Origin of the sequence: Granulicella aggregans (assembly GCF_025685565.1) — a bacterium.
Classification (GTDB): Bacteria; Acidobacteriota; Terriglobia; order Terriglobales; family Acidobacteriaceae; genus Edaphobacter; species Edaphobacter aggregans_B.
In genome coordinates, this window is sequence record NZ_JAGSYE010000001.1 from 2,038,123 (window position 1) to 2,063,236 (window position 25,114).

Consider the following 25,114-nt stretch of genomic DNA (forward strand, 5'->3'; position numbering starts at 1 on the left):
GTGCGTCGATCGACTACGACTCGCTTCTACCGCGTCAAGGTAAAGAGCGTCCCAATTCCGATGATGGGAGATATCTGCTGGAAGAAGTAGCCGGTCTTTGCTATCCCACTACGGGGTACGTAAATGATGTCCCCATCGTGCAACGCAAGATCACTTCCAGCCGGAGGACGAAGAAGGTCTTGGAACTTGATCGTCTGGACCTTCCCCGTTGAAGGTGTAAAGATCTGGATCGACGGATTGCCTGCCTTCTCCGTGATGCCACCCGCACCCGCTAGCAGGGTTGTCAGCGTGCTGTGGCTGGTTAGCCTTTCTGGCCCGGGGCGCATTACCTCACCCAGGACAGAGACAAGGCTTTCCTGATCCTCCGGAATGTAGACGATGTCGTTGCGCCGCAGCCGGATGTCGTTCAGGGCCCGCTTACTGTCGAAGCGCTCGCTCAGGTTCACATTCATCACCTTATCGTCGCCTCGGTAGATCACGCATCTGCGCGCGATCTGGGTTGATCTATCGGCATTAATGACAGATCCTCCACGCGTGACGGCTTCGAGGAGCGTAGGCGGTTGATCGAAAGTGATAATCCCAGGGTGCTCTATCGCACCAAGCAGCAGGATGTGGTTCGATCCGTACTTGGTTACCTGTACCGTGGAAGACATCTCGCCGCTGTAGTACTTCGAGAGGGCTGTATCGATAGCCTTGGCGGCGTCGTCACGCGACTTCTCCCCGATATTCACCGTCCCGACGAGTGGCATGGTGATACGCCCATCTGGGCCGATAACATGCGGCCCGCTCAACTCTGGCCTGCCCGCAACCGAAACGAGCACGTCATCGCCGCCACCGAGTAGATATTCCTCATCCGCGCGGGGCTGGCTGGCCTCGAAGTCGAGAGGGTGTCTCTGCAGGCCTGAGTCCTGCGGCGTAGTCCCGGTACTGGCTGCGGGGCTGTTGGTCTGGCTTGCCGGGTCAGCCTGGGAGAAAGCCTTTGAGGATACGCTCGCGAATAGAATTCCGCAGCCGAGCGCGGAGATTCGTACGGAGCGGCTAAGGAGAAGTTGGGGAGTGTGCTTCATGAGATCTCCTGGGTATGATTGGCGGCCTTGGCAGCCAAAATCTCCTGTGGCGCGACTTCGACTGCCGAGTCCCTTGTCGTGCGAACCCAGGTCGCGCCCTTTCCGGAGGCGCGTACAGCCGAAGTGACCATCGTGACCCGCCAGAACAGATACACCGGAGAGAGCAAGAGCGCCTTCAGGCTCCCTTTGCGGTCCGGGCTGACATTCACGATCGCGGCCATATGCAACAGAATCACGCAGAAAGCCACGAGCACGTAGCCACGAGTCAGACTCGTCGGGTACAGCAGGAGAAGCGCCAGGGAGAAGACCTCGAGGGCAAGGGGAAGCCCCAGCAGATCAATGAGCGGCTCGCTGAGTCTGATTTTGCCCCGCGCCACGTTGCCGAGGAGCCGGAAACCCCAGTCTCGCAGCAGGCGCAGACGTCCGCCCTCCCAGCGTGAGTGCTGACTGGCCGAGGTGCCGGCGGAGAGCGGCATGTCGCCCAGCACGAAGGCCTCCTCGATGAAGCGAACCTTGTAACCGCGCTCTACCAGCGACAGATGAAACTCCATATCTTCGACGATCGAGTGCGCGTCGTAGGCAACCTCTTCCAGCACCTCGCGGCGCATCGCGAAACCGTTGCCGAAGATTCCGCAGGACAGTCCAAGGTTGTCCCGTCCGCGTGCCCGCACCACGTTGATGCCGAGGAAGGCGAGCGAAGTCATTCCGGTTCGCCAGGATGCCGAAAAATTCCTGACTTGGTAACGGCACTGCACTACAGGAGAGGACGCAAGATGCTTCAGCACAACCCGAACAATGTTTGGCGAGACGGTCGAATCGGCGTCGACGATCATCACGGCGTCTGCCATGCCCGGGCCAAACGCGTACTCGAAGCCGTGCTTCAGTGCATGGCCCTTCCCTCTGCGTCCGAGGTCGTTGACGACCTCGACCCTGGCACCAGCCTTTCGCGCCAGCTCGGCCGTAGAGTCGTTGCAGTTGTGGGCGATCACCAGAATGTTGTCCCCGGCTCCCGTGGCCTCCGTCAGGCTTTGCACACAGCGGGTAATGCACAACTCCTCGTTGTGACTCGGAACGATGATCATCAATCGCTTCGGCGCCTTCGGAACGTCCGTGACGAAGTCGTGCCGATAGTTCTCGAGTTCGGCTGCGGTACCTTCAGAAGCATTCAGCGCGATCAGGCTGCCCGTGCCAGCCTCTTCCCGCCGGGCAGGCAACATCGACCCGATCGTGAGCAGGAACAGCTCGACCACAAGCGGAAGAGTGAGAAGCAGAAGAACCCATTTCAGGAAAACAGCGAGAGCCAGCAACACAGTTACTGCCATACGAACCTACATTCCCGAGACACCGCCACAGCCTTAAGGGTATGCGTCGAAACCCATGTTTTCAATAAGGAAATGCCGTCTTCGGTGCAGATTGCAACGAATGTGTTAGACGTATCGACGCAATCTTCAGCAGCCGCATGTCTGAAAGACTCGAGAACAAGAGCCCCCCGCTCAATTCGACCGCGACGCGATCGAATCTGCCAGATGGTCCCCTCCAGCTTCGATCTCCCGGCCTCAGGCGCGGTAACATCTGTGTGACGCTCTCTCATCGACCGACTTCCTCTTTGAGGAAAGGTCGCGGGGTCGTCCTGGGCTCAGCCGCCGGAGCCTTGGAATCGATTCGACGCAGGGCATCGGCCACCTTCGGCGCAAGACGGAACAGCCGTTCCTGCAAAAAGGCCGTCCTGAAGAGCCGACGCAGACTCGGCCGCATTCCTACCAGCCAGATATCCTGGTTGCGGTCGCGCATCTTGCTGCTCAAATCCACCAGGAAGCCCATCGCGTCCGCACCGATCGATGTGGTGAGATTCAAGTCCAGGATCATCGGCGAGTTCAGATCTTCGAGCTGTTCAAGAGCCTGGTCGAACTCCTCCACCATTTCACCAGTAAATCTTCCTACCAGCGTGATGACGAGGGCCTGGTTTTCCTGGAAGACCGAGATGCGGGAGAGTGCCGAGGTGCGCGGCTGCGCCGATACCGCCAGCATCTGCAACGACAGGTGACGCAGGATGCCGAGCGCGTTCCGGGTGTACCGGCTACCCAGGCGTCCTGGTTCCTTATAGAAGCGGTGCATCCACTCCAGTCCGGACTTCTGCATCCACTCCGGAGCGCGGGTATGGGTTCCGGAGAGAAAGTCGAGCGAGGCGCCCACGCCGATGCAGACGGGTACGTGCAGGCGGCTGCGATGCATCGCCAGCCACTTCTCCTGTTTCGGATTTCCGAAGGCCACCAGCAGGATGTCCGCGTCGGACTCTTCGATCATCCGCAGGATACCGACATGGTCCATGTCGTCGATGGAGCCAAATGGAGGAGAGAACCGGCCGGCAATCTGCGCTCCGGGATAGTTCCGCATGATCCATGCGGCAGCATCGCGGGAGCGTTCTTCGGTCGCCCCCAGCAGAAAGAGGCGCCTGCCCTTCCGTTGCGAGAGTTCGGCCAGGCGCGGAAGCAGGTCGGCTCCTGTCACGCGCTCTTTTAGCGGAGTTCCCATGATGCGCGAGGCCCAAACAAGCGGCATTCCATCGGGTAACACGAGATCGCAGCGCTGAAGGATGTCCATCAGTTCGTCGTCGCCGATCGCCTTCATCAGAAAGTCGATATTGGCGGTGGCGATCTGGTGAAAGCCGTCCGTCTCAATCAACTTGTCCAGTGCTTCGATCGTCTCGTCCATCGACAGGTTGTCGATGGGTACGCCCAGGATTGCGATTCGTTTGAGTCCGCCTCCCATGTTTGCTCCCGCCTGCAGGCTACTTGGTGTTCCATCGCGATACGCCGTTCTTGCGGCCCCCCGCGAGGCCGCGCCCCCGGTGCACGTCTGGATGTCTAACTCGATCTTCCGGCGAATGAACCAAGCCCCAGCTGGTTCTGTACCGCTGATCCGGGCTGAATCCGTGCTTGCCTCGGTCGCCGTGAGACTTTCGCCAGACAGGGAACTAACATGATGCTCAAAACTTTCAGTACCTGTATCATACACCGGAAGAAGATGGCTCTCCAATCTCCGGCACGTTCGAAAGTTCCTTCCCAGTACCTTCGGCATGCTGCCTTCCGCACAACAGTACATGCCTCGATTCGATAAGCTGGCGCGGTGATCGCGAGCGCAGCGCCAGCCATCACGATGCCTCTGACGATGCGGCGTGAAACTGCTCGTCGATAACCTCTCGCCGCCGCGAAGCTTCGGCGTTTTACCGTCACAATTGTCTTCGTTCGGCAACTGTGCCCTCCTCCGCAGCAGGAGATTTGGTTTCTGCTATGCCGTCAGACCGGCCTACATGTTTTGATCAAGATGGGCCCGAGACATGCGATGATCAAACTCATCGACCCCCCCAATCATGGATGCTGTAAATAGACCTGTCCATACATCTTTGGACTGCCTGGAATCCCACCCGAAGGGGATGAACTACCAGGGCTGCGGAGGCGAGACACGTCCACCCTTGGTCTCTTTCCAGGCTAGGCTCATTAAGCCCGCCAGCCGCTCCTGATTGCGGACCTCGCAGCGCGCTTCTTCCCCGCCTCGAAGCCGATTCCGCCACGCCCGCAGCAGATACCAGATCTCCTCGAGCCAGCGCACCGCGATCGCCGCCGACCCCTTGTGCTTTCGGTAATAAAGCAGGGTGCTGCGCATCCGCCATAACACCAGTTGCGCCCCGGTCTGCGACATCTCGAGCGTCTTGATCTGGCGGGAGGACTCGCCCCCCACATGGACCACGCAGATCTCCGGCCAGTACATGATCTTGTATCCGGCGCTCTGGATGCGCAGGCAAAGATCTACTTCCTCGTAGTACAGGAAGAACCTCGGATCGAAGAAGCCGTACCGGTGCAGGATGTCGGCCGGAATGATCGAGTAAGCGCCAGGCACCCAGTCGACCTCGGCAGCCTCCATCGGATCGGCCCAGGTTCGGTCGGCCTGACCAAAGAAACGGGATTTGGGATACTTGTCGGCTAGTCCGGAGATCACCAGCAGATTACGCATCGGGCTAGGGAACATTCGTGCCGAGGGCTGCAACTCCCCATCGCGTCCCACCAGGCGGCCGCTCGCGAGACCCACCGTCGGGTCGGCCTCCATTTTTTCCAGAGACAGGCAAAGGGTGTCACGCTGCAGAAACGCGTCCGAGTTCAACAACACGATGTAGCGGCCGCGCGCCGCGGCAAAGGCAAGGTTGTTCGCCCGCCCGAAGCCAAGGTTCTCAGTGCTCTCAATCACCCGAACCCAGGAAAACTCCTCACGCACCATGGCGGCCGAACCGTCGCGGGAGCAATTGTCGACTACGATCGTCTCCACAACCAGATCGCCGGTCGCGGCAGCCACTGAATCGAGGCACTCGCGCAACACGTCACGGGTGTTGAAGGACACGATAAGGATCGAGATCGCGGGCTTCGGGGATCCAGTGTCGTTTGCTTCGGTCTGCATGAGTGGTAGCGTTCGCTCCGTTGCCTTCTCGATCTTCGCTTCATCTCTGGCCCGCATCACGCGGCTCCAGACCTTGAGTGCCGGCTCTTGCGTTCAGTCAGGATGCAACCTCAGGAGCAGGGGTCTCCGGACTGCTCCCAATGACTCCGTGACGCTCGAATACTTTGCTGAGTTTTCCGATGTTCGTATAGAGATCATAGCTCGAAAGAACCTTTTCCCTGCCCGCCGTCGCGAGGGCCTTCCGGTGAGAAGCGTCCTCTATAAGAGACGCCATGGCCTCCGTCAGGTGAGTCTGCGAGGACGGAGGCACCAGCAGCCCCTGCGTTCCTGGTTCGATCAACTCAGGGATTCCCGCTACAAAGGTGCTGATGCAGGCTACCCGCATGGACATGGCTTCCATCAGTGCCACTGGAACTCCCTCGGCAAAACTTGGCAGAACAAAAAGGTCAGCCGTTCCCAAAAGGGCACGGGTTGCGGGGTGGCTCAGTGCGCCATGCAGCGTGACGGAACCCTTCATGTCATGGGTCTCGATGAACTGCTCGAGCGAGCTGCGTCCGTCTCCGTCGCCTACGATACTTAAGCGTACCTGAAGACCGCGGTCAAGCAGTTCGCGAATTGACCCGAGAAGTATCATTTGTCCCTTCGCCGGATGCAGCCGTCCCACGGAGACGATGTGCAGCGTCTCCCGCGCCGTCTCGGGCGGGGGTGTGAACACCGCAGTCCGAACGCCCAGCCGGCAGACCTCAAACTTGCCCCAAGAAGTTACCGGCGCAATCTTGTACAACTGGCTCCGGCAGAAATCGCTGATGCAGGTCACAAAACTCGCCTGCCGCAACTTCTGTTCCAGAAACGATGATCCTACGTCGTAGAACTCCTCCGGGCCGTGGATCGTCAGCGAGTACGGAATCTCCCAGGCGATCGACGTCAGCATGCCAACCGTCGCCACCGAGCCGCCGAAGTGTACATGGAGATGCGTGCATCCTCTCCGCTGCATCCATTCTCCCAGGAGAATGGCCTCTACGAGGTAGAAGAGGGAATAGGCCATCCCGGGAAGGTCCCAGGGCCGCAGCGCCAGCGCCGCCGACAGACCCCGCCTCACCACGCCCGGTCGACGGATGAGAGTCTCTAGCAGGATCTTCAGAATCCGACCCTTCGGCGTCTCCTTGATATAGAACGTTCGTGCCGCCTCGCGCATTTCGTCTTCGGGAAATCCCCCCGCCGGTGGGTGGATCGAGTTCACCGAAGCCGTCTCGATGGAGAACCCGCGTTCTCTCATGAGCAGGACTTCGTTCAGAAAAAAGGTATGCGAGATCGCGGGATACTGGCTCAGCAGGTAGGCGATGCGGGTCGGCCCGGAGTTCGAGGGGGTCACCACGTCAGTCTACCGTCCTGTCGAAATCTCGCAGTCCCACGAGGGATGTAGAGCGGGCAAACTGCGACACGGTCAGCCCAGCCGGGGACCGTATTGAGCCTTTGAGAGTCGATGACCAAGTCAGGCGACACCAATCCGTTCAAGTGAAGAGATAAGGGGAATTCAGAGTGTACGTTATCAGAAGCTGCAGCGACCGCGCATCGGCCGAATGGAGACTTTGGTCGCGTGCCGCTGAAGTCGCAATCCTTTTGAACCTAACCCTAAAGTTATAAAGAAACCATAAAAAGAGTCGATCCATTTTCAGTCGGTCGGCGTCGGCAACTGAACCTCCGCGATGACCAGTTTCAATGATTCCCGCCAGTCAACCGGCTTCCAGCCAAAGGCTTGTGTGATCTTTCCGCAGTTCAGGCGCGAGTTTCCAGGCCGCGTTGCGGCGGTGGGATATTCGCTACTCGGAATTCCCGTCACCTTCGCCAGGCTCGTTTCTGGCTCCAGATCCTGAAGCATCGCGATCGCCTCTCGGGCAAAGCCTGCCCATGTCGTCTCGCCGCCGCCCGCCACATGGTAGATCCCTCTAAATGGGGCGGCAGCCTCTCGCTTCTGCCCGGATCGCGCGATCACGTGTGCCGCCATCTGTGCCAGGCTCCGGCTCCAGGTCGGCGCTCCATGCTGGTCGTCGACGATTCGCAGTTCGGTCCGTTCACGCGCCAGCTTCAGGATGGTTCGCAGGAAGTTCTTGCCGGTAGCTCCGTAGACCCAGCTTGTCCGGAAGACTATCGCCGCCGCCCCACTCTCCAGCAGCGCTTGTTCTCCCGCCAGCTTGCTTGCGCCATAGACGCCAAGCGGCCCAGTAGGATCGTCTTCGACCCAGGGAACGGTGCCTTCCCCGTTGAAGACGTAGTCTGTCGAAAAGTGCAGCACTGAGGCTCCCAGAGCCTTCGCCTCAACTCCCATCGCTGCCACGGCGTCGCGATTGATCGCATAGGCCAGTTCGGGTTCGGACTCGGCCTTATCGACTGCGGTGTACGCTCCGGCGCTTACGATCCAGTCCGGTTTGGCGTCACGCACGAAGGCCCGGACCGAATCGGGATTGGCGAGGTCCATATCGGCGCGCAATGGAGCGATCACCTGGCCGAAAGGGGCAAGCGTGTGCAGCAGCTCGCCGCCTACCTGACCTGAGGCTCCTGTTACCAGAAACCGTTGCCCGGAGGATCGACCCACCCTAGTAGACCGTCTCTTCGAGTAGTCGCAGCAGGTATTTTCCGTAGGTGCTCTTCTTGATGTCTTCAGCCAGTGCCGTCAGCTCGGCCGCATTGATGTAGCCGAGTCGATAGGCGATCTCTTCAGGACACGCTACCTTCAGGCCCTGCCGCTGCTCGATGGTGTGAATGAAGTTCGAGGCTTCAAGCAGCGAATCGTGCGTCCCTGTATCCAGCCACGCCAGACCGCGTCCTAACACCTCGGTTCGCAGCTCGCCCGCGTTGAGATACCAGATGTTGACGTCCGTAATCTCAAGTTCGCCACGCGGCGAGGGCTTCAGGTTCTTCGCAATCTCGACAACGCGGTTGTCGTAGAAGTAGACGCCTGTCACTGCGTAGCGCGACTTCGGCTTCAGGGGCTTCTCTTCGAGGGAGACTGCACGGCGTTGATCGTCGAACTCCACCACGCCATACCGCTCCGGGTCCATCACCGGATAGGCAAATACGGTCGCGCCAGTTGTATGAGAGGCGGCGTCGCGCAGCGTCTTTGCGAAGTCGTGGCCGTAGAAGATGTTGTCGCCCAGCACCAGGCAGCAGCCCTCGCCCGCGAGGAACTCTTCGCCGATCAGGAACGCCTGTGCCAGTCCGTCCGGGGAAGGCTGCACCGCGTATTGAATCTCAATGCCCCACTTCTTTCCGTCGCCCAGCAACTGCTCGAACCGGGGTGTGTCGGAGGGCGTGGAGATGATCAGGATGTCGCGTATCCCAGCCAGCATCAGTACCGAAAGCGGGTAGTAGATCATTGGCTTGTCGTAGACCGGGAGAAGCTGCTTGGAGACGGCCTGCGTCACCGGATGAAGTCGCGTGCCGGAGCCGCCGGCCAGGATGATGCCCTTCATTTCGTACCTGCTTCCACCGCAGCAGCCACTGCAAAATCTGTTGACGCCTCGCTGCTCCGGTCGGCATAGTTCTTGCTCACCCACTGCTGATAGGCTCCGCTGGTCACGTCCTTCAGCCATTCCGGGTTGTCGAGATACCACTCGACCGTCTTGCGCATCCCGGTCTCAAAGCTCTCGGCAGCGTGCCAGCCTAGTTCGCCCTCAATCTTTCGGGCGTCGATGGCATAACGCCGGTCGTGTCCGGGACGATCCTGCACATACGTGATCAGCTTGCTGTGAGGAACGAACTGCGAATCGGGCCGCAGCTCATCGAGCAAAGCACAAACTGTATGAACCACCGCAAGGTTCGCCCGCTGATTGCCGCCGCCTACGTTGTAGGTCTCGCCCACGCGGCCACTCTCGAGAACCGTCGCAATCGCGCTGCAGTGGTCAGCCACGTAGAGCCAGTCGCGGACCTGCTGACCATCGCCGTATACCGGCAGCGGTTTGCCCGCCAGAGCGTTCAGGATCATCAACGGAATCAGCTTCTCGGGGAACTGGAACGGGCCGTAGTTGTTCGAGCAGTTCGTGATCAACGCTGGCAGCTTGTACGTGTGGACCCAGGCCCGCACCAGCATGTCCGATGATGCCTTCGAAGCGGCATAGGGCGAGTTCGGCGCATACGGCGTCTTCTCATGGAACGCCGGATCCTCCGGCGTCAACGTGCCATAGACCTCGTCGGTCGAAACGTGCAGGAACCGGAACTGTTCCTTCTCCTGGCCCGCCAGCGACTCATAGAACGCCCGCGCGCATCGCAGCATTGTGAACGTGCCATCGATGTTCGTCTTCAGGAATGCTTCGGGCCCCGCAATGGACCGATCAACGTGGCTTTCTGCCGCAAAGTGGACGACCGCCGAAGGCCGATGCTCAGCCAGCAGCTTCGCCACCAGCTCCCCATCGTTGATGTTCCCGTGAACGAAGATATGGCGAGGATCGGCTGCGATCGATGCAAGGTTGCCCAGATTCCCGGCATACGTCAGGGCATCGAGATTGACGACCGTCTGCCCCGCCGCAACCGCAGCGAGCACGAAGTTCGATCCGATGAATCCGGCGCCGCCGGTAACCAGCAGCGTCTTGTGCAAACTCATGGCGAATCCCTTTGTCTTGAGGAAAGTACATCGCTAGGTTACAGGCTGCGAGGCGAAATCCGCCTAACGAATTTGTTGTACACGCGGCGGGAACTGAAATTCAGCCCGGCCGGTCTCCACCAAAGACAAGGCCAAAGGCCTCAAGCGAAGACTCTCTGGAATGCATACTTTCCCGTCGCCAGGGGTACTTGGATCTCCTCGACAGAGCGGGTGGGGCGGATCGACATCGCCCAGCCAAACATCAGGAACAGGATTTGCATCATGGGGTCGCCCAGATACACCGTCGTCAAACTGAAGGCGGATGCGACGATCGCGCCCAACAGGCAGTAACAGAACAGAATGTCTTCACGATTTCGAAGGCTGATACAAAGCTTGATCAGTTGCCAGATCGCGAGCAGTTCCATCGATACAAAGAGAAAGACCCCGACGTAACCCTGCCACATCGCGACGCGGATGTACTCGTTATCGATAGACGTCTGGTCTTTGCTGTACCCTACGGTCCCGTTGCTGGCGAGCTCAGGAGTTCCCCACCCCCACAACCCGCCCTGGTCGATCAGCGGCCTATAGGTTGCAATGAGATTGCGGCGATAGCTGGCATTCAACTGGTCGCGGTCGGTCGTCTTGGTCTCGTCGACGTCGGTGTATTTGTTCAGCGCCACACCAGCGATGGTGATTGCCACGACCAGGCCACTCACCGCAATGATGGCGGCCCGCCTGCGATTACGCGAGAAGCCAATCGACGCCACGATCAGACCGAATCCGCAGCCGATCCACGGCCCGCGCGACTGCGTCATGAACAGACCCATGCACATAACCAGCGTAAGGTAGAGTGGCTTCCTGCGCGAACGGAAGAACCTCAGAAACTTCGAGGAGTTCCAGCTTCCGGTGCCGAACAACCACAGTTGCAGCAGCAGTCCGGTGGAGAAGATCATGCCTGCGGTAATGGCGTGACCATACGGACCAGCGATGCGCCCGAAGCCCCAGCGCGTCATGATCCCCCATCCGGACGGTTCGTGAGTCAAGCGCTCGACAAACGTCTGGAAGGGGTTCTTCTCCATCCGGTACTCCCACAGACTGACAAGGGAGACGACGGCAAGACACAGCACCAGGGTCTTCGCGAATTGCTTTCGCATCCCGGTCTGCTCAATCAGCGTCCGGCCTATGACGTAAGGAAAGAGGGTCTTCGAGACAATGAGGCAAAAAGCGTAGATGGAGATCTTCAGGTCGTGCCGGTGAGCATCCGCGTAGAACGCGCTGAAGGTATTCAAGACAATGCACATGTCCAGCAGCGTGAGCTTCAGCGTCCCATACCAGGCGTAGAACCCGATCAGCGCCAGGAAGAGCGTGACGACCGATGTAACGTTGAGAAACAGCCCCCCCATCCGGAACTGCAGGTACATGGGGATGATCATCATGCACGGCACGTATACCTTCAGCATCACACGCGCGGCAGGAGATGCGTTGAGCATTCCAATCGCGATCAGGGCCGGAATAAGGATGAGTGCTTGAACCATAATGGAATCAAATTCAGCGGCAAAAATCGGTTCTCGGTTGCAGGACCACTTCTCCGAGATACGCCGCCGGAGACACTTAAGATTCAGTTATAACCCGGCGCTTCAACGCCTTGTACTGCCAATTGGTTGTAGTAGCCTTCAGGTCCACAACGGAAGCCCCGCCGATCTTCCCCAGGCCTGTCAAATGCGACTTTCGTGCGAGCCTGTGAGTATCGCTTCCTATGCTAGACTGTGCCCTGCTGACGATCTCATTTTACATGGCCGGATGCAGCGCTTAACCTCTTTGCCGACAAACTTGCCGACAAGCTCCAGACGATCCCTATGGCTTGCACGACTCGCCGTCCTTCTGGGAGCGGCCGAGTTTCTTGTACGCGCTCTCGGCCGTGTCGGTACCAACTGGCTTAGCGATCTCGCAGCCCCCTACACCAGCTCAACCCTCTGGCTCGCCGGTGCCAATCCCTACAACCCATTCAAGTTCCTCTCCACCTGGCAGGCAAGGGGCGGCCCGAATCTTGGCTTGAGCGACTGGGTCTCCGGCACTCACTCCGTCTATCCTCCGCCCACGCTTCTGCTGATGACTCCACTGGCGCTGCTGCGCTGGAGCTCCGCCGTATATGTCTTCGTGCTGATTGGACTGGCGTTCTACGCAGCTGCGATCTATGGATTGCTGCGCGTTGGCTGGCCTCAGCACAACCGCTTCGCCGATCTCGTGAAGGAGCCCATGGCCCTTCTCTTTGTCGCCTTCGCGCTCGGCTTCGCTCCTGTTCACACTGCATTCCATTCTCTGAACATCGTTCTCATCGCATCCTGCACGGCGATCCTCGCCATTCTCACCTCTGTTCGCGGCGGAGTCCTCGCCTCTCAATTCGATGCCGTTTCGGACGCCCCAGCGAAGCCCCAAAGTTTAAGTGTGTCGAAGAGCGCCATCCTTATAGGATGCTGCGTGACTGCCGCAATTCTGCTGAAGCCGACCACCGGCGTCTTTCTTCTGCCGTGGCTCCTCTATACTCGCCGGTGGCGCCTGATCGCTGCGATCCTGTTTTCGTGTGGAGTCATCACGGCCCTGTCCCTCGCGCCCCTTGTTGCCCATCAGGGGGTGTCATGGCTCACCGACTATCGCGACAACGTCAGCTTCCTGTTTACCCACGGCGGTAACGCCGATGTCTCGCCCCAGAACACCGAGAACACGGACCGCATCGATCTTCAACTGGTCGTCTTTGCTCTGGTTGCGAACCGTACCTTCGCCTCCGCATCCGCCGCGCTCGTTTATCTCGTGCTGCTCTTCCTCTTCCTCAAGAGAGCATCATCGTCCAAGTCCATTGCGTTCTCTGAAGCAGGGAACAGGCCCTTCGGCCTGCCGTTGCTTGTCGCCGCCGGATGCCTCAGCCTTGGACTTCTTCCCAGCTACACCCGCATGTATGCGGCAATCGTGCTTCTCCCGCTTATTCTCTGGTGTTTCACCCATCTCCAATTCAGCTCCGCGCGCTGGCTCCTGCTCTTGCTCTCGGACTTCCTTCTCAACACCAGCGCGATTGTCAGAAAGCTGGGAGAAGCGGACGGCATCATCGCCCGCTCTCCTCGACTCTGGGATCTCACGCTCGGTGGCCACACCTGCTGGATACTCCTGGCGATTGGCATCCTGTTGCTATGGGCCGTGCGGCAACAAACTAACCCTGCGCAGGAAAGCTTCTATGCTGAAGTGAGTGGCGCTGCACCTGTTCCCCTGAGATGACTCCATGCCCCCGCTAACCGAAAGCTTCGACCTCATCCGGGTGATCAATCTCCCCGACCGCACTGACCGCTATAACGAGGTCACTCGCCAGCTTCAGGCACTCGGCCTTGAGTGGAAGCCTGGCAGCGTCGAAGTCTACGTCGCGACGCGGCCCACCGAACTGGCCGGCTTTCCCTCGCTCGGCGCCCACGGATGTTTCATGAGCCACCTTGGCGTTCTCCGGGATGCGCTCAACCGAGGCGTCGAGAACGTGCTTGTCCTTGAAGACGACTGTGATGTTCCTTCCCGAAACTGTGCCCTCGTGGGAGAGGTCGCGCTGGGCCTGAAGAAGCGCGACTGGCAGTTCGTCCACCTGGGACACATCGCACCCGTCTCGCCTCCGCCAGCGGGAACACCGCCCTCGCTCGTCGAGTTCAGTGGCCATCTGCAGAACCTGCACATGTACGGCGTTCACCGTAGCGCGCTCGCCCCGCTCGTCGAGTATCTCGAAGGCTGCCTGGTGCGGCCACCGGGTGATCCCGTTGGCGGTCCCATGCACGTGGATGGCGCGCTCACCATGTTTCGCGCCGCTCATCCCGAACTCGTTACCCTCATCGCACAACCTTCGCTCGCCGGCCAGCGAAGCTCCCGCAGCGACATCACCTTCGGGGCCTTCGAGTCCCTCCCCGGTGTTAAGCAGGCCATGAGCGTGGCGCGCAAACTCAAGAGCGCCCTCAAGCGTTAGGGTCTTAGCGCTTTGGGGCACATCCGTGGCTCGGAGCGACCAGTGACGTCATGGAAAATGGGGGTAGCGTGAGCGATCCCTTGCCCGGAACGAAGTCGTGCTCCACGCGACCGACGATCTTCACGTTTTCCTGATGTTCATTCGTGTCCGTAATTCTGGCCGAGGTTAATGTCTCGACGGATACCGTCCCCTGCGGCACGCACGCGCCTTCAAGCCCCACGGTTCGAGGCGTCGTTCGGCTCAAGTTCAACAGGATCATGGTGTCGGTCTTGCCGTCGGTAAATGCGAAGGTTTGGAGCTCATGGACGTGGTTCAACTCGATCTCGTCGTTGGCGCTCTTCGGCTGGTTCCACGTCGGATCGTCTCCGCTGATCATCGTCGTCAGCATGGTCGGGCGTATCGCGTGGTTCGCGAGCTGCTGCGCCAGGAACGATGGCCTTACCCGGTTCGTCGGGCCGCCCATATCCACCACCACTGCCCATACCGGCGAAGACGCATCTTTGTTTCTTCCCGAGGTGTCGTTGAAGTGATAGGAGCCGCCTCCAAGCTGGAAGGTATTCTGCACCTTGATGCCGTCGTCGCGCAGCATCAGCAGCATATGGTCTATCGACGCAATCCCCGCTCCCACCGACGGCACCGTCGAATCCAGACTGGCCTGGCTTGCTGTCCCACCGGTCGTCCCGATGTTCGTCTCATACACCGCCAGGTCGACTGGACGCATCGCCGTCGCCACAGCATTCGCCTGCTTATGAACGATTCCGTTGGCGGACGTGTCCAGCATCTGCGGCTGCGCGAACATCGGTCCGAAGATGTGTTCAGTGGAACTATCGTCGCCAAAGAAGGTGAAGGTGTAGGGAGCAATATCAAGAGTGTCGATGCCCTTCGCTTGATCGAGGATGGCCTTCGTCAGATAGGTATTGACGACCTGTCCATTGGCGATCAGGTCGAAGTGGCCCCCGGCATACGCTGGGGAGGAACGGACAAGTCCAAACACCTTCGTGATCCGGTCGGAGTAGGCATTCGCGTCTGCCATCGACTCTCCGGGCTGGGCCGTATTCCACGCCTCATTGCCGTACTCGAGATGGATCGTCTTGAACGTTTTCGTCCAGGGTTCGGGATGCCCGAGTGAGATACGCAGGGCTCCATACTTGGTCGTTGCGCCGCCACCCAGATACTCCATCAGGTTTGAGACATCCTTGTTCGACCAGCCCATCTGGATGGTGTACCAGGGCTCTGCTCCCAGCTTCTCGCAGAGTACGAGAAAGTCGTGCAGACCGATCGGTATGTCTGCCGCCGTTGAAAAATATCGGTTGTACCCGCTGACCTTGCGGCCTGTCTCGGGAGCGAGCATATTGTCGAGGTTGCTTCCCCAGTTTCCGCCGCTGTCCATGTAGCGCAGGACTCCGGGCTGTAGCCGCTGCAACGCGGAGACCACGTCGTTGCGGAACGCCGTACCGTTCGAGCCTGCCTCACTCAGGCTGACATCGTCGATCAGCGCCTCGCCGCCAATCACGGTAATTCCGAATGCGACCGTCCCTATCGCGCTGGTAGGCTCATGTGCCTCGAAGGGCAGGGAGTACTCCTTCCATTCAGAAGTCAGGGGGGCGTCCAAACGGAAGATCGGGCCATTGCCTCCGGGGCGCTCAGCATAGACGTTCAGCGACTTGTTTCCGCTGATGCCCTTGGCCTTGAACCGGACCACATAAGGTCCTCGCAGCTGGATATAAGACCGCCCCGGCGTCGAGTCGAAGTACTGCTTCAACGTGGCACCCTGGTCGCCGCGCGGTGCCTTCAACCGGACCGCCTGCTTGCCTGCAGTATGCGGCGGCAGGTCCTTCGACTCGATGGTGATCGTCGCACCACCGATCAGCTGTGCGTCCCAACCCGCCGTCGCGTAGCCATCGGTTATCTTGCGCACGACGATATAGTCGCCGGTGGCGGGTGCCTTCGCAGCCTGTGCGAACTGGATCACCGCGCCTGCCTGGGCGCTCGCGCCTGTACTGTGAAGGATCGTTCCGGTCGTTCCGGCGGCCGCTCCTGTGATGACCTCATAGCTGCCGCCATCCAGAAAGCCCTCTGGCCAGGATCCGTTATTGGCGCCGTCCGTGCAGGAGGTCGGTGTTACCTTGCCGCACGGAATCACGGTCTGCCACTCCAGCCCCTCGAACCCCGGGTTGCGGGCGACAAGATTCTTCATGATCTGTTGCGAGTCGTAGAAGTCCTGCCCTCCCAGGTTCATCCCCATCCGCTTCACGTCCTGATGAAGGATGGTCGGACTGACGTGAATGATCGTTGGGCCCTGCGCCGTCGCTAAGACGGGCGCCGTCACCATCATCGAGGTCAGCAGGGGAGCTCGCATCCGGCGCTTCAGCATCCACCAGGCGCCCAGCAACGCGACGATCACGATTCCGATGATGCCGGACTTGATCAGCTTCTTTCTCACATATCCTCCACGGGCGGGGCAAGTGGGACTGACTTATAAGCCGAACTTTCACAGCCCCACCTCGATACTGCCACACACGCGTGTTGTCCGGTAGCAGACTGTAAGACGCACGCGAGATCGTTCCGGACTGCTCTCCCTGCGCGATGGGATGAGGCTAACGCCGAAGGCCCCCGTCTTTTGACGGGGGCCTTCGGGTTAGGTACTTCGGTTGTAGACTTCGCGTCCGCCGGGTACTACTTCGGTGCGGTTGTGAAGCTGACCGGTGTCGTTACGGTTCCATTATTGTTGAAGGAGAAGAGCAGGAAGTAGTAGGTTGTGGCCGGCTTTAGACCAGTGAAGGTGTAGGTCGGGTTGGTGATGAGGTTGTTGTCATACGGCGTGGTACCGCTGCCGTAGCCCTGAGTCAATCCGTAGCTGACCCCATTATGGGCATTCTGCGTAACATTCCAGGATACCACAATAGTTGTAGAGGTCGCAGAAAAAGTTGGTTTGACGATCGCGAGCTGTGAAGATAGGGTCACTATCTTCACGCCCGAGATCGTTGGGGACTGAACACTGGTTGCGCGCACACCAGCCTGCGTGCCGCTTGCAGGCATCGTTAGAACGCCATCCGCCGAGATCGTGCCAGCGGTCGTCGTCCAGTTGACGGCAGAGGAGTAGTTGCCCGTACCGGTTACGGCAGCGGTGCAGGTTACGGTTGCGTTGGGAAGCGCGGACGATGCACTGCAGGTGACCTTGACCTGAGTGACCGAGGCCGCCGCAGTGATGGCTACATTAGCCACCGCGCTCTTGGTTGGGTCCTGCGCGCTGTTGACCGAGACGGTGACCGAGCTACCCGTGGTGGGCACCGTCAGTACACCGGCCTGGCTGATGCTGCCTGCGGAGGCCGACCAGGTCACTGCGGAGGAGTAGTTGCCTACGCCTATCGCGGACGAGGTGCAGGTAATCGTGCTGCCGGCGACAGCCGAAGCAGGGCAGATCACGCCTACGCTGGAGACGGCGCCGCTGAGGGCAATCGTAGCCGCCGCAGACTTGGTTGGGTCCTGCGTGCTGGTTACGGTCACGGTGACCGAAGACCCGGTGGTGGGAGCCGTCAGAACACCCGCCGGTGTGATGCTGCCAGCGGAGGTTGACCAAGTAACTGCGGAGGAGTAGCTGCCCAGGCCTATCGCAGAAGAGGTGCAGGTAGCAGTGCTGCCAGCAGTGATCGAAGTTGGGCAAATGACACCCACGCTCGATACGACACCAGTCAGCGTGATGGTTGTGGACGCGGACTTGGTCGTGTCTTGAGTGCTGGTCGCGGTTACTGTGACCGAGCTGCCCGAAGACGGAGCCGTCAGCACGCCGCCGGCGGTGATGCTGCCAGCTGAGGTTGACCACGTCACACCGGACGAATAGCTGCCCGTGCCTGTCACCGTGGCGGCGCAGGTTGTGGTGCCGCTAAGCGCCAGGCTCGACGCACCGCAACTTGTCGTGACTGCAGTGATCGTCGTCGAGGCAGCCGTGGTGGCCGTGATCGTCTTCGAGACGGTCTGGTTGTTGACGAACGAGTAGATCACCAGGGTGTAGGTGGTTGAGGGCTGCAGTCCGGTCAGCGAGTAGCTCGGCGTCGCAGTCAGGTTGGTGTCATAAGGAGTGGTGCTGCCGAGTGCCGCTGTGGCCCCGTAGGTGACTCCGCTATGTGCCAGCGTGTTGACCGTCCAGCCAACCGTTATGGAGGTGCCTGTGGTTGAAGTGACAGGATTGCTGATTACGAGAGGTGCGCTGATGGTGATCGTGCTCGACGCGGATTGGGTGCTGTCCTGAGCGCTGGTCGCGGTAATCGTTGCCGACGTGCCGCTTGCAGGCGCGGTGAAGACTCCGCCCGAGGTGATCGTGCCGGCCGAGGCCGTCCAGTTCACAGCCGAGGAGTAGCTACCGGTTCCGGTCACAGCCGCTCCGCAGGTCGTTGCCCCGCTCGGCGCCAGTGTGCTCGTCGCGCAGGTCACCGTAAGCCCGGTGATCGTGCTGGACGGGGTTACTGCAATCGTGGCAGTCGCAGACTTGGTGGTGTCCTGCGTGCTGGTGGCCTTCACCGTGACCGAGGTTCCGGTCGTCGGTGCGGTCAACACGCCGGCAGCACTGATGGTGCCAGCCGAGGTCGACCAGGTGACAGCAGAGGAATAGTTACCCGTTCCGGTAACAGCCGGTGTGCAGGCTACCGTTGAGCCAGCCGTAACATTGCTGGATGCGCAGGCGACGGATAGGGCGGTGATGGTGGACTGTCCGGTGAGCGAGATCGTGATCGAAGCCGACTTCGTAGCATCCTGCACGCTGGTCGCCTTCACGGTCACCGAGGTGCCGGTCGACGGAGGCGTAAGCAGACCCGTGGTGCTGATGCTTCCGGCCGAGGCCGACCAGTTTACCGAGGAGGAGTAACCGCCAGTTCCGGATACCGTTGCCGTGCAGCCAACCGTTCCACCGATGGTGAGGCCGAGGAGTGAGGGGCAGGCTACCGAAACTCCGGTGACCGTGCTCGACGTGCTGGCCGTGGTTACGGCGTACGTCGCCTCCACAGTCTGGTTGTTGATGAACGAGTACACCACCATGTAGTAAGTGGTAGCCGGTGTCAGGCCGGTCAGAGTAATGCTTGGTGAGGTTGACGTCGCTGGGTTATAAGGAGTGCTCGAGCCCAGTGTCGGAGTTGCGCCGTAGGTGATGCCACTGTACGCAACCATGTTCAATGGCCAGGAGACCGTAACGGAGTTGGTCGTTACCGTGCTCGAGGGCGTCCCCATGATCAAGACCGGAGACAGTGTAAGGGTGACGGTAGCGGACTTGGTTGGATCCTGCGTGCTGGTCGCCTTTACGGTCATGGTGGTGCCCGTTGTCGGCGCGGTGAGCGTGCCATTGCTGGTAATGCTGCCCGCCGATGCCGTCCAGGTGAAAGCCGAGGAGAAGCTTCCCGTTCCGTTGACTGTGGCGGTGCAGGTGGTCGTGGCGCCCTGATTGATTGCAGTCGATGCGCAGGTTGCCGTTACTCCAGTGATGCTGCTGTTCGCGATCGATATCGCGAACGTAGCCTTCTTGGTGGTGTCCTGGACCGAGGTGGCAGTGATGGTTGCCTTGCCGCTCGCAGGAATAGTGGAAGGCGTGCTGTAGTTGCCGTTGCTGTCGATCGTGCCGTTGTCCGCCGACCAGGTGATACCGCTGTTGTACTTGCCCTGTCCGACGACATTCGCGGTGCAGGTGGTTGTCGTGCCCGGGGAGAGCGACGCGTTCGCGCAACTTGCCGTGATGCTGTTGATGAGAATCGGTACAACCGGAGCGGCAACACTCACGACCGTCATCGAGTAAGGTGGCAGGGAGAGCGTCGAGCTTGCGGTTAGGGTCTGCGACGTCGAAGTGATCGCCACATTCTGCGCGGTTTCGTTATTTGCACCGGGGGTCGACGCGGTCAGCGTGCTGATCGTTGCCGCTCCCAACGGAGTGTTCAGGCCGGCAAAGTTGATCGGCAGGGCGGTGCTGCGGCTCAGGTTGAACAGGATGACGTTCAGCGTGTTGCCGTCAGTGAAGGCGAAGGTCTGGAGGTAGTGTGCCCCCGCAAAGCTGAAGTCGTCGTTTGTGGTGTAAGCCTGGTTCCACGTCGGATTGGCTCCCGTCTGCGACGTTACCAGCATCGTGGGCAGAATGGCGGTGTTCTCGAGTTGCTCGGACAGGAAGGTCGGTCTGACCCGGTTGGTCGGTCCGCCCATGTCGATGACTCCACCCCAGATCGGCGACTGCGTCGCGTTCGACCCGCCGGAGCCGACGAACGGAGCGCTTGGGCCTGCCAGAGCAAAGAAGTTCTGATCGGTAACCCCGAGGTCCCGGAGAATGGTCAGCTGGTTGAGAGCCGTGGAGATTCCAGCGCCTACGCCAGCTACGGTGCTCGTCACGAAATCCTGCGAGGCGGTGCCCTGAATGGTACCCATGTTCTCTTCGTAGATCGCGACTCGGGCCGGTGGATTGGCTGCTGCGGCCAGGACCGCGGTCTGGTTTATGATCCCGCCGACCGTGGTGACCCCCATTTCGGGCTCAGCGAACATCGGGCCGTAGATCGCTTCGGTTGACGAGACGTCATCGAGAATGCCGTAGTTGTATGCGGCGATAGTTACCGTGTCATAGTTGGTGCTCGTGGAAAGTGCCTGCTGTGTCCACGAGGGGTTCGCCTCAAATCCGTCCTGGATCAGATCGAACGCTTTCGCCGAGTAGGACGGGGATGACTTGGCCGTCGTAAAGATGACGCCTGCACGCTTGCCGTAAGACAGTGGGTCGGTCATGCTGGCACCCGGGTTGGAGGTGTTCCAGACTTCGTTTCCAAACTCGAGATGGATCTTGGGAAATACGGTAGTCCACGGGGCCGTCTGTCCCAGGGCTGCGCGACGCGCTCCGTAGGTCGTGGAAGTCGATCCGCCGAAGTAGTCCATCACGTTCAGCATCTCTTGCGTGGTCATGCCGGTGGGCATTGTAAACCACGGTTCGGCTCCGATTGTCTGGCAGAGGACCAGGTAGTCGTGCAGACTGAGCGGGATATCGTCACTCTCGGAGTTGTGGTTGCTGTATCCCGCCCGTTGACGGGCAAAGTCAGGCTGAATCAGGTTGTCGAAGGTGCTGCCCCAGTTTGTGCCGGAGTCCATGAACCGCAGAATGCCGGGCTTGAGCTTCTGTAGGGTAGCGACAACCTCGTCACGATAGACGGTGGGGTTGTTTGCGCCTGCAGCCGCCGTGAGGGCCACGTCGTCAATCAGCATGGAGCTGCCCGCAAGGTAAAACTTCAGAGCGATGGTCCCGGGGACATCAACGTCCTTCGCGGTAAACGTGTATTGGTAATCCTGCCAGGATGTGGTCAGTGTCACTACCTGGTCGAAGAAGGTGACACCAGGACGGCTCAGGTTAACCTCCACCTTGTTGCTCCCGCCGGTTCCCTTGGCGCGGAAGGTAATGGTGTAGGTTCCATTCATCTGCAGATAGGACACGCCATTGGTGCTGTCCATGTAGCTTGTAACCGAAGCCTGGTCCGTAGCGCCCTGGGTCACACGCAGCGCCTGCTTGCCCGGGGTGTTTGGGGAAAGATCAGAGAACTCTGTGGTGAAGGTCGTTCCTGCAGTTCCCTGCGGCCACCAGCCTGCGGCTGCGTTGCCGGGAACGGACATGCGTACAACGACATAATCGCCCACCGCGGGTTGCGTGCCGAGGGCGGGGAAGGTGATCGTCACACCCGTAGCGCCGATTACTGCGGCGGTGCTGCTCTTGACGGTCGTCGTCTGGCCCGTAGCCGCGCCGACAATAAACTCAGCTTGTGCGTTTGCCAGGAAATTCGCTGGCCAATAGGTATAGAGGTTGTCGTCAGTGCAGGTGGTCGCAGTGACGTACTCGCAGTGGAGGATCGACTGCCAGATTTCCCCTTCAAAGCCTGGGTTGCGGAACGCAAGGTTCCGCATGAACTGGCCGGAATCATAAAAGTTCTGATTGCCAAGTACCAATCCGATGCGTTTTGCCGTCTTAAGGCTCGGGGTGTCGGTGATGTTGATCGTCGTCGGAGTCGAAGCGGATTGCCCGAATGAGGACGCTATGGAGCAAAGAGCAAACAGCGCAATCGCTATAGAACGACCGAACATAGTGAATGTGTTTTGCTTGAGTCCTGAAATCTGCATGGGGGAGGGCTCCGTAAAAAAGTTAGTTAAGGCAGCGGATACATACTTCAGTGCTGAAAGTCCGGATGTTGAACCGGATACATTCACGCATGACGGAAAGTGGGGGCCTGCAATTCGGGACCTTGTTCGTCCTCTAAGCGAAATGCTATTTCGGGATCTCGCCGGAGAGAATGGCCGAATAGGAGTATCAAGTCCTACGAATGTGTTAGCTCTTTGTGGTTGATCTCTCAACGCGAAGCTCCTGTGTAGTGTCAGTTCTCTGGCCGTGGACGAAATTGAAAGATCTCTTTCACACTTCGGGAGAAGGGGCTTGGTATCGGTATCGCACTGCGATCTCGTTGGGCCCGGATTCAAGTTCGGCCAAGCCCTCGAAGTCACACACATAGCCAGTGCTTCCGGAGGAGGCTCACGTTCTAGGAGATGTCTGATTTAGTTATCAACTACAAGGCTAGAGGCGAAGGACCACTTCCACAATAGGAATTAAATTCCCGATTATTGAATTTTTGGGTCATGTAACACGCGATGACAAGCCTTAGCTCAATGTTTACATTGATTTAATGAGCATCTTCCATTTTGGTGCTGGGCGCGGGATACGGGCAAACAGGGGAGGTTCAAGCGACTGGTTTGGCCTCTGTATCGGCCCATAATTAACGAAGCATGATCTCGGTCGCGCAGTGTTTGGGCACACCAAAGTACCCCTCGTTTCCCGGGCTGGGGCACAGCAAGCGCAACTCGACCGTAATCCTTCGTTGAGGGGCGGCGCGACTCAACAAAGCAACCATCTTCGATGGCTATACGCCATAGCACTTCAGTGCAGGCGATCAGGAATGACGCCGTACTGAATCAGCAACTCGAACGGAACGATGCGCAGCGTATTCTCATGCGTCGCTTCGAGCACAACCGGGCATGCCGCTCCCGCCTGCTGCACCTGTAGCCAGCGCGCTGCACACACGCACCAGCGATCCCCGGGCTTGAGACCAGGGAATCCGTAAGCCGGCATAGGAGTCGACAGATCGTTGCCCAGCGCCTTCGAAGCTGCGAGGAACTTCGCGTCCACAACGCAACAGATCGTGTGGACGCCAAGATCGTCCGGGCCAGTCTCGCAACAACCGGTACGATAGAAGCCCGTCATCGGCTCGCAGCCGCAGGTCGCCAGAGGTTGACCGAGAACGTTCTTCCCCGGGGCTTTGATGGGCTCGCTGATGGCCATGGAACTCCTCTTACTTATTGCACCTCCACAATCAACCGGGAGGGTGTCGCAGTCAAGTTCCTACTTCGAGGCCATCGCAAGCTGCTGCTGATACTCCTCGTACGGCCCCTTGTGGTCGGTAATACGGAAGTCGGTCGGACCGCCCTCGAAGTGCCAGATACGTGTGCCGGCCTCTTCGATCAGGTCCTGGTCATGCGTCACCAGGAAGACCGTTCCCTCGTACTTCTGAATCGCCTGGTTCAGAGCATTGATGCTCTCGAGATCAAGGTGGTTCGTGGGTTCGTCCAGTACCAGCACGTTCGGCTTCTGCAGCATGATCTTGCAGAACAGCAGCCTCGCAGCCTCGCCTCCGGAGAGCGCATCGGTCTTCTTCAAACCCTCTTCGCCCTTGAACAACATCTGCCCAAGAATGCCGCGAATGTCTTCCTTCGTCGCTTGAGGATCGAACTGGTGCAGCCAATCCGATGCCGTCATGCCCAGTTGGATCGATCCCTTGTGGTCCTGCGCGAAGTAGCCGATCTGCGCCTCATGGCCCCACTTCACCATGCCTGAATCGATCGAGACGTCCGTCTCGTCGACGCCCGGGCCATTCGCCAGCAGAGCCTTCAAGAGCGTCGTCTTGCCCTGGCCGTTGCGGCCCATCAGGATCACCTTATCTCCGCGCGTGATCGCAGCGGAGAAGTTGTTGATGACGTGCTCGACCCGGCCGTCCTTCTGCTCGTAGCTCTTGTTCACGTTCTCGAACTCGAGAACGTTCTTGCCGGAAGGCCGCTCCATCTTGAACGAGATGAAGGGACGCGCGATGTTCGACCGTGCCAGCTCGCTGGTCGCGAGCCGCTCGACTTCCTTCTTACGCGAGTTCACCTGGCTCGAACGTGTACCGGCGGAGAATCGAGCGATGAAGTCGTTCAACTGCGCGATCTTCTTCTCGCGCTGCTCGTTCTGCGATTCGATGCGAGTGCGGACACTGGTCTTCTGGAAGACCATGTCGTCATAGCCGCCGTTGTAGGTGATGATCGTCTCGTAGTCGATGTCGGCGATGTGCGTACACACGTTGTTCAGAAAGTGGCGATCATGCGAGATCGTGATCACGGTGCCGTTGTACCGGATCAGGAAGTCCTGCAGCCAGTGGATCGACTCAAGGTCGAGATAGTTTGTCGGTTCGTCCAGCAGCAGCGCCTGCGGATTGCCGAAGAGCGCCTGCGCCAACAGCACGCGCACCTTCTGGCCGCCCTGCAGCTCCGACATCTTGCGCTCATGCAGCTCATCGGGGATGTCGAGCCCCTGCAGAAGGACAGCGGCGTTCGCTTCGGCCTCGTAGCCATCTTCATCGCCGACGATACCCTCGAGCTCGCCTAGCCGCGATCCGTCCTCATCCGTCATCTCGGCCTTGTTGTAGATGATCTCGCGCTCTTCAAGCGCCGCCCACAGAGCCTTGTTGCCCATGATGACCGTATCGATGACGCGGTAAGCGTCGAACTCATACTGGTTCTGCTTCAGGACGCCGATCTTGCGAGGCCGCACGACCGTGCCCTTCTGCGGGTCGATCTCGCCCGTGAGGCACTTCATAAAGGTGGACTTGCCCGCGCCGTTCGGCCCGGTCAGGCCGTAGCGTCGTCCGGTCGTAAAAGTGACGGAGACATCCTCGAAGAGCAGCTTCGAGCCGTAGCGCATGGTGACATTTGAGACAGAGATCATGGTTG

General features: G+C 59.5%; 15 protein-coding genes. 2 read left to right on the plus strand and 13 right to left on the minus strand.

Translation table 11 applies throughout. The features are described from left to right. Nucleotides 1-26: 26 nt before the first annotated feature. From OHL18_RS08070 to OHL18_RS08110, 9 genes are all read right to left on the minus strand, one after another. Nucleotides 27-1,067: a polysaccharide biosynthesis/export family protein gene (locus tag OHL18_RS08070; protein ID WP_263374298.1), complete on the minus strand. Its 1,041-nt coding sequence runs from the start codon at nucleotides 1,065-1,067 to the stop codon at nucleotides 27-29. Then, the gene (locus OHL18_RS08075; RefSeq protein WP_263374299.1) at nucleotides 1,064-2,389 is read right to left on the minus strand and encodes a glycosyltransferase family 2 protein; all 1,326 of its coding nucleotides are present in this window, start codon (nucleotides 2,387-2,389) and stop codon (nucleotides 1,064-1,066) included. The genes OHL18_RS08070 and OHL18_RS08075 overlap by 4 nt, the downstream gene beginning before the upstream one ends. Before the next feature lie 265 nt (nucleotides 2,390-2,654). Further along, complete coding sequence (locus tag OHL18_RS08080; RefSeq protein ID WP_263374300.1) at nucleotides 2,655-3,836, minus strand: WecB/TagA/CpsF family glycosyltransferase; 1,182 nt, start codon at nucleotides 3,834-3,836, stop codon at nucleotides 2,655-2,657. A 669-nt stretch (nucleotides 3,837-4,505) separates the two neighbouring features. Next, nucleotides 4,506-5,573 carry a glycosyltransferase family 2 protein gene (locus tag OHL18_RS08085; protein ID WP_263374301.1) on the minus strand — a complete coding sequence of 356 codons (1,068 nt, stop codon included), beginning with the start codon at nucleotides 5,571-5,573 and terminating at the stop codon, nucleotides 4,506-4,508. 40 nt (nucleotides 5,574-5,613) lie between these two features. Then, complete coding sequence (locus OHL18_RS08090; protein ID WP_263374302.1) at nucleotides 5,614-6,891, minus strand: glycosyltransferase family 4 protein; 1,278 nt, start codon at nucleotides 6,889-6,891, stop codon at nucleotides 5,614-5,616. 297 nt (nucleotides 6,892-7,188) lie between these two features. Further along, nucleotides 7,189-8,109: a dTDP-4-dehydrorhamnose reductase gene (gene rfbD, locus OHL18_RS08095; RefSeq protein WP_263374303.1), complete on the minus strand. Its 921-nt coding sequence runs from the start codon at nucleotides 8,107-8,109 to the stop codon at nucleotides 7,189-7,191. A gap of 1 nt (nucleotide 8,110) precedes the next feature. Then, nucleotides 8,111-8,986 carry a glucose-1-phosphate thymidylyltransferase RfbA gene (rfbA, locus tag OHL18_RS08100; protein ID WP_263374304.1) on the minus strand — a complete coding sequence of 292 codons (876 nt, stop codon included), beginning with the start codon at nucleotides 8,984-8,986 and terminating at the stop codon, nucleotides 8,111-8,113. Next, complete coding sequence (gene rfbB / locus OHL18_RS08105) at nucleotides 8,983-10,113, minus strand: dTDP-glucose 4,6-dehydratase (protein WP_263374305.1); 1,131 nt, start codon at nucleotides 10,111-10,113, stop codon at nucleotides 8,983-8,985. Before rfbB ends, rfbA begins: the two co-directional genes overlap by 4 nt. 140 nt (nucleotides 10,114-10,253) lie before the next feature. Continuing rightward, the gene (locus OHL18_RS08110; RefSeq protein ID WP_263374306.1) at nucleotides 10,254-11,627 is read right to left on the minus strand and encodes an O-antigen ligase family protein; all 1,374 of its coding nucleotides are present in this window, start codon (nucleotides 11,625-11,627) and stop codon (nucleotides 10,254-10,256) included. Between the two features lie 295 nt (nucleotides 11,628-11,922). Here OHL18_RS08110 and OHL18_RS08115 point away from each other — a divergent pair, with 295 nt between their 5' ends. Beyond that, a complete protein-coding gene (locus OHL18_RS08115; protein WP_263374307.1) occupies nucleotides 11,923-13,359 on the plus strand; it encodes a glycosyltransferase 87 family protein in 1,437 nt (478 codons plus the stop codon). Nucleotides 13,360-13,363: 4 nt separating this feature from the next. Continuing rightward, nucleotides 13,364-14,083, plus strand: a complete 720-nt coding sequence (locus tag OHL18_RS08120; RefSeq protein WP_263374308.1) for a glycosyltransferase family 25 protein — start codon at nucleotides 13,364-13,366, stop codon at nucleotides 14,081-14,083. 4 nt (nucleotides 14,084-14,087) lie between these two features. On the opposite strand, the gene OHL18_RS08125 is transcribed toward OHL18_RS08120, so the two are convergent. The 4 genes from OHL18_RS08125 to OHL18_RS08140 all read right to left on the minus strand — a co-directional run bounded on the left by OHL18_RS08125 (nucleotide 14,088) and on the right by OHL18_RS08140 (nucleotide 25,109). After that, a complete protein-coding gene (locus tag OHL18_RS08125; protein ID WP_263374309.1) occupies nucleotides 14,088-16,526 on the minus strand; it encodes a hypothetical protein in 2,439 nt (812 codons plus the stop codon). Between the two features lie 233 nt (nucleotides 16,527-16,759). Next, a complete protein-coding gene (locus OHL18_RS08130) occupies nucleotides 16,760-22,201 on the minus strand; it encodes a beta strand repeat-containing protein (RefSeq protein ID WP_263374310.1) in 5,442 nt (1,813 codons plus the stop codon). Nucleotides 22,202-23,009: 808 nt separating this feature from the next. After that, entirely contained in the window at nucleotides 23,010-23,411 is a 402-nt protein-coding gene (locus OHL18_RS08135) for a DUF2237 family protein (RefSeq protein WP_263374311.1), read from the minus strand. Between the two features lie 60 nt (nucleotides 23,412-23,471). Further along, nucleotides 23,472-25,109, minus strand: a complete 1,638-nt coding sequence (locus tag OHL18_RS08140; RefSeq protein WP_263374312.1) for an ABC-F family ATP-binding cassette domain-containing protein — start codon at nucleotides 25,107-25,109, stop codon at nucleotides 23,472-23,474. Nucleotides 25,110-25,114: the final 5 nt, after the last annotated feature.

Bases quoted from the DNA above. Each gene is read 5' to 3' on its own strand.
- OHL18_RS08070 (WP_263374298.1), bottom strand. From the start codon at position 1,067: ATGAAGCACACTCCCCAACTTCTCCTTAGCCGCTCCGTACGAATCTCC.
- OHL18_RS08075 (WP_263374299.1), bottom strand. From the start codon at position 2,389: ATGGCAGTAACTGTGTTGCTGGCTCTCGCTGTTTTCCTGAAATGGGTT.
- OHL18_RS08080 (WP_263374300.1), bottom strand. From the start codon at position 3,836: ATGGGAGGCGGACTCAAACGAATCGCAATCCTGGGCGTACCCATCGAC.
- OHL18_RS08085 (WP_263374301.1), bottom strand. From the start codon at position 5,573: ATGCGGGCCAGAGATGAAGCGAAGATCGAGAAGGCAACGGAGCGAACG.
- rfbA (WP_263374304.1), bottom strand. From the start codon at position 8,986: ATGAAGGGCATCATCCTGGCCGGCGGCTCCGGCACGCGACTTCATCCG.
- rfbB (WP_263374305.1), bottom strand. From the start codon at position 10,113: ATGAGTTTGCACAAGACGCTGCTGGTTACCGGCGGCGCCGGATTCATC.
- OHL18_RS08110 (WP_263374306.1), bottom strand. From the start codon at position 11,627: ATGGTTCAAGCACTCATCCTTATTCCGGCCCTGATCGCGATTGGAATG.
- OHL18_RS08120 (WP_263374308.1), top strand. From the start codon at position 13,364: ATGCCCCCGCTAACCGAAAGCTTCGACCTCATCCGGGTGATCAATCTC.
- OHL18_RS08130 (WP_263374310.1), bottom strand. From the start codon at position 22,201: ATGCAGATTTCAGGACTCAAGCAAAACACATTCACTATGTTCGGTCGT.
- OHL18_RS08135 (WP_263374311.1), bottom strand. From the start codon at position 23,411: ATGGCCATCAGCGAGCCCATCAAAGCCCCGGGGAAGAACGTTCTCGGT.
- OHL18_RS08140 (WP_263374312.1), bottom strand. From the start codon at position 25,109: ATGATCTCTGTCTCAAATGTCACCATGCGCTACGGCTCGAAGCTGCTC.